The organism is Acidithiobacillus sp. HP-11, from assembly GCF_015100075.1.
GTDB lineage: Bacteria > Pseudomonadota > Gammaproteobacteria > Acidithiobacillales > Acidithiobacillaceae > Acidithiobacillus > Acidithiobacillus thiooxidans.
Genome location: NZ_JACKYY010000068.1, coordinates 1 through 8515, shown reverse-complemented (window position 1 = coordinate 8515; position 8515 = coordinate 1). Strand labels below are relative to the sequence as shown.

9 protein-coding genes and 2 pseudogenes are annotated in these 8515 nt (G+C 49.4%); 8 read left to right on the top strand and 3 right to left on the bottom strand.

Going from position 1 to position 8515, the window contains the following annotated elements; all coding sequences use genetic code 11:
- The 6 genes and pseudogenes from H7F08_RS14270 to H7F08_RS14245 form a co-directional block, all read left to right on the top strand.
- Positions 1-190, top strand: a pseudogene (locus tag H7F08_RS14270) (hypothetical protein); the annotation flags it as partial.
- 121 nt (positions 191-311) lie between these two features.
- Positions 312-773, top strand: coding sequence for a globin domain-containing protein (locus H7F08_RS14265; RefSeq protein WP_010642122.1), 462 nt, complete (start codon positions 312-314; stop codon positions 771-773).
- 59 nt (positions 774-832) lie between these two features.
- Positions 833-1813, top strand: a complete 981-nt coding sequence (locus H7F08_RS14260) for an FAD-binding oxidoreductase (protein WP_193640901.1) — start codon at positions 833-835, stop codon at positions 1811-1813.
- 20 nt (positions 1814-1833) lie between these two features.
- Positions 1834-2079, top strand: coding sequence for a thioredoxin family protein (locus H7F08_RS14255; protein WP_142087284.1), 246 nt, complete (start codon positions 1834-1836; stop codon positions 2077-2079).
- 85 nt (positions 2080-2164) lie between these two features.
- Complete coding sequence (locus tag H7F08_RS14250) at positions 2165-2623, top strand: hemerythrin domain-containing protein (RefSeq protein ID WP_193640900.1); 459 nt, start codon at positions 2165-2167, stop codon at positions 2621-2623.
- Positions 2620-3066, top strand: a complete 447-nt coding sequence (locus H7F08_RS14245; RefSeq protein WP_075323963.1) for a glycine cleavage system protein H — start codon at positions 2620-2622, stop codon at positions 3064-3066. The genes H7F08_RS14250 and H7F08_RS14245 overlap by 4 nt, the downstream gene beginning before the upstream one ends.
- Before the next feature lie 200 nt (positions 3067-3266).
- On the opposite strand, the gene H7F08_RS14240 is transcribed toward H7F08_RS14245, so the two are convergent.
- Both H7F08_RS14240 and H7F08_RS14235 read right to left on the bottom strand, forming a co-directional pair.
- The gene (locus H7F08_RS14240) at positions 3267-4988 is read right to left on the bottom strand and encodes a chloride channel protein (RefSeq protein WP_193640899.1); all 1722 of its coding nucleotides are present in this window, start codon (positions 4986-4988) and stop codon (positions 3267-3269) included.
- Between the two features lie 31 nt (positions 4989-5019).
- Positions 5020-5580, bottom strand: a complete 561-nt coding sequence (locus tag H7F08_RS14235; protein WP_075323965.1) for an HdeD family acid-resistance protein — start codon at positions 5578-5580, stop codon at positions 5020-5022.
- A gap of 73 nt (positions 5581-5653) precedes the next feature.
- Here H7F08_RS14235 and H7F08_RS14230 point away from each other — a divergent pair, with 73 nt between their 5' ends.
- Positions 5654-6163, top strand: coding sequence for a rhodanese-like domain-containing protein (locus H7F08_RS14230; protein WP_193640898.1), 510 nt, complete (start codon positions 5654-5656; stop codon positions 6161-6163).
- A gap of 528 nt (positions 6164-6691) precedes the next feature.
- Positions 6692-7474 (top strand): sulfite exporter TauE/SafE family protein, encoded by a 783-nt coding sequence (locus H7F08_RS14225; protein WP_065980292.1) that lies wholly within the window; start codon positions 6692-6694, stop codon positions 7472-7474.
- Between the two features lie 303 nt (positions 7475-7777).
- Here H7F08_RS14225 and H7F08_RS14220 read toward each other — a convergent pair.
- Positions 7778-8515 (bottom strand): annotated as a pseudogene (locus tag H7F08_RS14220) (IS256-like element IST2 family transposase); the annotation flags it as partial.

The following is an 8515-nucleotide window of genomic DNA, read 5'->3' as shown; positions in this document are numbered from 1 at the left end:
GCCCCGGACGCAAGGGGTGTGTCCGGGGCTTTCCATGATTGCACAACTGCACTGGAAACCCGGGCAAAAACATTCGGTACTCCAGCCCCTGACCACCACCCCGACCCAAGGTTATGCAACCACGGTATACCGCACTGAACTGCTGCAGGCTCAACAGCGGGCGGAGGTCATCATTCGCCAGAATAGCTAAACCGGGACATTCGTAAACTTGACCGAAATCAAGGAAATTCCATTAACCAATCCTTATTCTCTAAAACGCTGGCTGTGTTACGCAGCCTATACACCAAATACGCATATAGGAGTCATCCGTAATGAGCATCAATATTCAACTGATCCAGTCCAGTGGTGCAGCTGTGAAAGACCTGGGTGTTCAGGTTGCCGAGCACTTTTATAATTATATGTTTACGCATTTTCCGGAAGTCCGGAAAATGTTTCCGGGAGACATGACCGAACAACGTATTCGGCTTTTTAATTCGGTCATTCTGATTGCGACCACTATCGACAATCTGGAAGTGTTGGTCCCCTATCTGAAAGAACTGGGCATTTCACACATCAAATATGATACGCGTCCGGAACATTATCCCATCGTCGGTAAAAGCCTGCTCAATACCCTGAAACATTTTCTGGGCGCTGCATGGACTCAGGAAATGGCAGAATCCTGGATTGAGGCCTACAACCTCGCGTCCACGGTTTGTATTGAGGCAGCCTATGAGGCGATGGCTCCTTCCCGTTTTGTCCCGGTCACCATCGACGACGTTCCGCCTGCTGTGTGATTCAGACATACCGGTGGCGCAGGGATATTTCCGCTGCGCCACGCTGATGAGGTGACGCCATGGAATACGAAATTTGTCTGGAGCCCTCCGGTATCCGCTTCAAGGCGGATGAAAGCCAGAATATTGTCGAAGCAGCAAAAGCCCATCATGTGGCCATTAAACATGGATGCGCCAGCGGTTCTTGCGGAGATTGCAAGGGCACCATCCTGTCCGGAGAAAGTGAGCAGGGACCCTTCATGCCACTGCTTTTATTGCCCACAGAGCGCGCTGCGGGCATGGCCATTTTGTGCAAGCTTTATCCGCGCAGCAATCTGCGGCTGCAGGCTGAAGTGATTTCCGGGGACGTCTGGAATACTGAAATTGTGGGGCTGAGCAAACTGGCCTGGAATGTGCTGGAACTGCGGTTACGGCCGGAAAAACCCTATCCATACCGAAGCGGGCAATATGCACGGATGGCCGTGCCGGGACAGGAAAATCAATGGCGTTCTTACTCCATGGCTACCCCTCCACAGGACCGGGGCGAGTTGGTTTTTCATATCCGTGAACTTCCGGGTGGTCTGTTCAGTCGCTGGCTTTTTTACCAGGCTCAATGCGGCGACGCAATCACGCTCGGACCGCCACAAGGAGACTTCGCCCTCCAGGATAATACGCGGCCCTTGCTCTGTATTGCCGCAGGAACAGGATTGGCACCTGTTGAAGCCATTATTCAGGAAAGTATGTACACAGGGAAAACCCACCCGATTCATCTTTTTTACGGCGCCAAAAAACAGCGGGATTTTTATCATCTGGAAACCCTGCAGCAATGGGCCGGACAGTATGCCCATTTCACTTTTACACCCACCATTTCCGATGGCGAAGATACGCAGTGGAAAGGTGCCCGCCGTCTTCTGCCCACGGTAGCAGCCATCGGCCACTGGCAGGATCATGAAGTGTATCTGTGTGGCGGACCCGGCATGATAGAAGCGGCCATCGATCTCCTGCGTTCTCACGGCGTGCCTCATGCGCACATACATTTTGATTCTTTTGCACCCAACGGTTAGCGCGATTGGAGGAGATGAAGATGAAAGTACAAATTCTGGTCTCGAAATGGTGCCCGGTTTGCCCGCAGGCTGAAGCAGTATGGAAACAAGCTGCGGAAAAGGTGCCGATGGAACTGCAGGTACTGGATGTGGCGGATCGCGAAGGGCGCGAAATCGTCAGCAATCTGCGCATTAAAACGGTCCCGGCCATTGTCGTGGACGGTGCCCTGAAGACAGTGGGCGCACAGCCTCTGGGCGAAGTGCTGAAAATGCTCGGTGCCCAATGAACACAAGCTCCTGAATGCGCCTGAACAAAGCTTCGGCCACGTTCAGGTCCCATAGAAATGCACTGCAACCTTTTCGGAGAATGCCATGACACCCATAGATCAGATCATGCAACATGACCATGAACGCCTGGATCAACTTTTGGAGCAAAGTGCCCAGGCTGTCCGCCAAGGCGCATGGCAGGAAGCTGCGCAGTTACTGGAAGCCTTCCGCCACGGCATTGTTGATGGTCATATGGTCGTGGAAGAAGGCACCTTATTCCCTGCCTTCGAGCTACAGGAAGGCAGCGAAGATCATCCTCTGACCGCACTACTCCGCAAGGGGCATCAGGATCTGCGGGTGTTTTTTGAAGAAATGGCGGAGGCCATTGCAGACCAAGACGCCGAGACCTTTGACGATCTGCTGAGTACCGTCCAAACCATTCTCAAACAACACGATGCCAAGGAAGAAACCGAACTTTATCCCTATCTGGCTAGCGCGTTGGCGGATCAGGGTGAAGCTGCGGGAAAACGTATTCTCGACTTTGAGGCGGAGGCCACATCATGAGTGAATATAATGGTTGTGAACTGCCTGAAGACCTGTTTTATGATCTTGATTATGTCTGGGTGCGCCCGGAAGAGGACGGGACGCTGACGATTGGCGTCACAGACCCGGCGCAGACCATGTCGGGCCGCCTGCAAAAAGCCCGCATTAAAAAAATCGGCACACATCTGGAGGCCGGACGGCATGTGGCTACGCTGGAAAGTGGCAAGTGGGCAGGCGGCGTACCCGTGCCCTTTGCCGGTGAAGTCATTGCCCGCAACGAGCAATTGTTGGAAGACCCGCACCTGATCAATATTGATCCTTACAAGGACGCCTGGATTGCCCGCGTCAAACCGGATGATCCCCAACATGCCCTGGACAACGTGAAAACCGGCAGTGAGGCTATTGAAGCACTGGAGGCCTGGATCAAACGCTATGGAGTGCAGTGTATGCGCTGTTCGGAATGAGCCATGAATCAGGCCGCAAGCCGTTTTATGCTCAGCCCGCCTGCGACCTTCCGGACTGGACCTGATTGACTGGGGCGCTCAGGTGGCGGGATGTGTATGCATACGTAGTCGCGGACGATGATAGCGGTCGAATCTCCTCGCGCTACAAACTGACTGACGTTCACCCCGGTGCGGCTAGCCAGATGGATTACGATGAATAGCTATTTACAGATTATCGAAGATGGCCTGACAACACCTATATATCGTTTGCTGACACAATCAATCACTGGCATCTCGGAAAAATAAGGTTGATCAAGAAGATCGATGACCTCTTTACGGCTCTGATCGGATCGAATAGCGGTAATTGGTGTTTTCAAATCGTCGGCCGCTGCAACATTCAAGGTACGCGTCAGCAAGTCCGCAGTTCTTAGATTTTTCGAAAAAATCATACCGGCGAGTTGACCGCTGTGATCCACCACATAGAAATTGTGCGGGGGATCGTCAGTACTCATCAACTTTACAAGGTGGCTGTAGTTGGCAGAGATCGGCACGATATTCTGAAATGACGGCGTGATCAGGTCATCAAATGCAGTATGTACTGGGTGCGTAGAGACTTGCTCAATGAATGGCTCAATACCGGCAGGGCCAGAATAAATAGACCGCTTATCTAACAGGCGAGCAGTGAAAACAGCGGATACTATGGCTAACAGAACAGGAATCATAATGCCCATAGTATTGTGCGTGAGCTCCAGCAGCAAAACTATGGCGGCCAGAGGCGCTTGCATCGTGGCAGCGAGTAAAGCACCCGCGCCAATTACGGCGTAACTTCCAATAGCCGCTCCAGGCCAGATCAAAGACCATAAATCCCCCATTGATCCCCCAACTACCGCTCCATAGGTAATACTGGGTGTGAAAAGACCACCCGGGGCACCACTTCCAAGACATCCTGCCGTCACCAAGGGTTTTAACACGACAAGAGTAAGCATTAGAAGTAAAGGAAGTTGACTATTAAAAGCAAACTCAGTGACATCCTTTCCATTTCCTAAGAGTTGTGGATAAGGAATGGCTAATATCCCAAGCAGGGTAAACATAAGCAGGGGTGCCCACATAAACCATCCCGACTGAGGCTTATGGAGATCCGCCCATATAATGAGACGAACAAACAAAACAGACATAACGCCGGCTAATGGTCCAAATAGGAGCGACCAGCACAGTTCTCCGATATGAAACGTATAAATCGGAAGTGTGTACGTGGGCTGGTCAGGAAGAGTGATCCAGGATACTACAGTAGCAATCAATGCCGTGGTAATGGCGGGCAACAGAAGAGGTAAAGTCACTGAACCCAGCAGGACTTCCAGCGCAAAAAGCGCGCCACCGAGTGGAACATTATAAACCGCTCCCATCCCTGCGCCGGCTCCACAGGCGGCGAGGAAACGCGTCTCTGTCGATGAGAGCCTTCCCCACCGTGAAAGCAGGCTAGCGATTGCCATTCCTACCTGTTTGGGTGCTCCTTCCCTGCCAAGGGAAGCGCCCATGCCGACGATGGTCATGGAAAGTATCGCCTGAGCGATGGTATGCCAAAAATTCACGCTTCCAGATTGAAACCATATAGCGTGAACTACATCACTATTGGCACCATGCGACAATCTGCGTAACAGCCAGACTGCAAAGGTAGCTAATACTCCGGCAGAAATTAATACGCCCAAGCGATGTAAGCCGGAGACATGCTCTGCCGCCACCTGAAAATATCCATGTGCGTAGTGGTAGCTGAGATGTTGAACCGTGGAGAGTAGGAACATCAAAAAATCCGCACCCAACCCAGCACCGATACCAGTAAAAACAATAAGCAGCCAAAATTTTGGACTGAAACTGATGCCTGATGAATCGAGAGTGTGAGCGTGCGGATAAAAAAGTTGCCGCAAAATACGAACAAGTTTATTCATTGGCCCAGATGCAACAATGGTTGGTTATTCTTCAGGACTTCGTTAGTCCGATGATACCATTGCGCACTATTATCAAGATTATTCCATCAAAAATAAGGTTCACCCCGACAAAAATACCGACCAGTATCAGTGAACCTTGCGGCCAGGTGACGATAAAAAGCAACGCAATCAACACATCGATAATACCGCTGAAAAAAAACCAGCCACGTCCGACTCCACTCAACACCTTGGGCCGCGTAAAATTACGGTAAGCGTCAATAAAGAAATACAGAATAAAAAGCAAGCCAATGCTGGCTATGCCAGCGGCCGGAAGGGCTACCATAATAGCTCCGGTTATCAGCAAAAGAAGCGGTCTGAGCCAGTCTCCAAGCCCATGCGCATGCAGTTGGTAGCTATGAGCTATCCATACTGCGCCACCAAGAATAAGAACCCCCGCCAGGATGCCATCAGTTGCTGCGGAAAGAATCACGGGACTGAGCAAGCCGAAAATGCCGATTACAATCAAGATTAAACCTACCACTAAAGTATATTTTCCGAGATAATGTTGTTCTGACTTGATAATCGTCGTTAAATCTGGTGGTGTTGTGTTCATGATGCCATCCTTTTTTAAAATAATGAACAATACCTAAATAAGGAGCAACTAGTGTATGTAAGCAACCGAAATTATGATGCTTAAATTTGATATTCAACCATCTCGAAAAATTTTTCTATTTCCTGTACTATTTACAAATGAATCCTACTACCTATGTGATGATATGTCTACGTTGAAAAGCCTCATATACGAGGCGCATGAAGCAATCCATGGGATGATGCCCAGCGAGCTGCACCATCTGATCCTCTGCAAAGCCATAATCGTGATAGATGTCAGAGAAGCGGATGAGCTATCTCATGGGAGTATTCCGGGTGCTATAGCAATTCCCCGAGGTATCATAGAGATGGCCGCTGATCTAAAATTCAGAGGTCACCACAAATTGCTTGTTTCCGCGCGTCAGATGAAAATCTGTTGCATCTGTGACTGTCCATCTGCAGGAAGATCTTCATTGGCAGCGTTGGCGCTCAAAGAGATGGAATTTGTCGATGTCAGCTATTTAAAGGGAGGGATTCCTCTTTGGGTAGCAGACGGATATAACCTAAATAAAATCCAGACTAATATTTTTAGCGTTAAAAGGAGATGATTATTTTAATTAATGAATTATAAGCCAACTATCAGCTTCAGTTCTACTACACCATGTCGTGGAATAAAGATATTTAAAATACTTGAAGATTAGAAAGATTGTATTATTTATACAGTAAAATGTGAATATTTCTGGTGCTGCCTTCTACTTATATGAGACCAACTATAGCCGCTGTTTGACAGGCATGGTATAAAGGATATTGAATAATAATAATGATTATATGATTATTAAAGAGTTTGCTATTGAGGCGTAGTCGGGAAATATTCTTGATTTTGCACGGCTAGGGATCAGCAATTGTGAATTGCAGCCGCTGATTGATTGGGGTTAGACAGATGATTAGGAAGCATGGACATACGGTAATTAAAACCATAAACTCCAAATATATGGGAGACATGGTCAACGCTCCACTATGTATGGCTTACCTGATTCTGCCCAAGCTTATTCTCAGATCCATCGCCTAAGATGACGAGGGAGCTCTACTTTCTATTAGAAAAAAAGTTATTCAATTGTTAACCATGGTGAAACTTTATGATTGCATTGACATTAGGCCAAAATATTGATTGCATCCTGGCTGGTGTGATCGTAGGGTTTTCCTTGGGACTTATAGGTGGTGGTGGCTCCATTCTGGCGGTTCCGTTGTTGCTCTATTGGGTCGGTGTACACAATCCTCATCTGGTTATTGGCACGACGGCGCTGGCTGTGGGTATCAATGCTTTCATCAATCTGATTCCACATGCGCGTGCTGGTAATGTTCGCTGGGCAGTCGCTATTCGTTTTACTATCGCGGGTGTTATTGGAGCTTTTGCCGGTGCTGAATTAGGGAAGGCGATCAATGGAAAATACCTATTGATTCTCTTTGCTCTGCTCATGCTTTGGATTGCCTTAACTATGTATCGAACACGAGATAAGCAGCCTGTTGCGCATAAAACATGCGAGCGGCATGCTTGTGTATATTTTTATGGCGGTGGTACTGGCATTTTGTCAGGATTTTTTGGGATTGGCGGTGGTTTTCTCATTGTTCCTGCACTGATGCGTTCTGGGCGCTTGCCTATTTTGAATGCCGTCGCTTCCTCATTGTTAGCTGTGGGGGCCCTAGGTACAGCGACTGCCATCAGCTATTCGCTGAACGGCCTCGTAGACTGGCGTATTGCTGCAGAATACATAGCTGGGGGAATATTGGGAGGATGGTTGGGAGCACTGAGTGCAGATAAACTGGGACAGCGTAAAGCGGCGTTGAATGATATCTTTATCGGTGTCATAGTTTTGGTAGCCATTTATATGTTATACAAAGAAATAAATTTTTTCATATAAGTTAACTGATTAGCACAGCGATTCCGTTGCATGGGTAACCGGTAACTGAGCGGTGTATCTTGCGGGGAGAGTGAACCATTCCGGGGGCTCCCCCCCTATGCTGTTTCCTTTGATGTTGCCTGCTCATCCGTGCTCATCCCAGGGAACCAGCGGATGAAAGTTTTCCGTAGATCATCATTCAGGACCCGCACCCTTGTTTGCGGCAACAAATGCGCACCACTTTGGGTCCACCATACAGATCAGTATGGACGGTCGTGGCCGAGCTATAGTCAAATCTGGTGTATGAGCATTTTCTGACATAGATCAGGCGGCGGTCTGTTGATCATCCGGCAGGGTTAGGTTAGCCGGTATGCCATCGATAAATTTCACCCCTGCAAAAAGCTGCAGGACTTTCTCTGGAGCATAAATCCCAATCCAGCGTTTTTCAGCCTGCTGCAGCATCTTGAAACCCAATCCCAGAAAGCTGCTGCGTGATACACAGTTCTTCGTCCGGGTAGTCCGGTGGCGTACCGTAGCGAAGGTGGACTCAATGGCATTGGTGGTCCGGATATGCCGCCAGTGTTCGGCCGGAAAATCATAGAAAGCGAGCAATTCAGCCCGATCTTTTTCCAGTTTAGCCACGGCCTTGGGATACTTTGCCTGGTAATTGCGCACAAACACGTCCAGTGCTTTTTCCGCAGCCTGGCGATTGGCGGCCATCCAGATTTCCTGCAACGCTGCCTTGGCTTTGCTCTGTTGGGCTTTGGGAAGTTCGTTGAGAATGTTGGCGGTCTTATGCACCCAGCAGCGTTGCTGACCAGTTTCGGGATAGGCTTCATCCAGTGCGGCCCAAAACCCCATGGCACCATCCCCAATGGCGAGCAAAGGGGCCGTCTCCAGACCGCGCGCCTGCAGGTCACGCAGAATCTCCAGCCAGGAAGCTTTGGATTCGCGCAGGCCGTCACTGACACTGACCAGCTCTTTCTTGCCCTCTGCCGTCACGCCGATAATCACCAGCAGGCAGATACGCGGATCCTCCTCCGCACGGAGGTTCGTATAAAT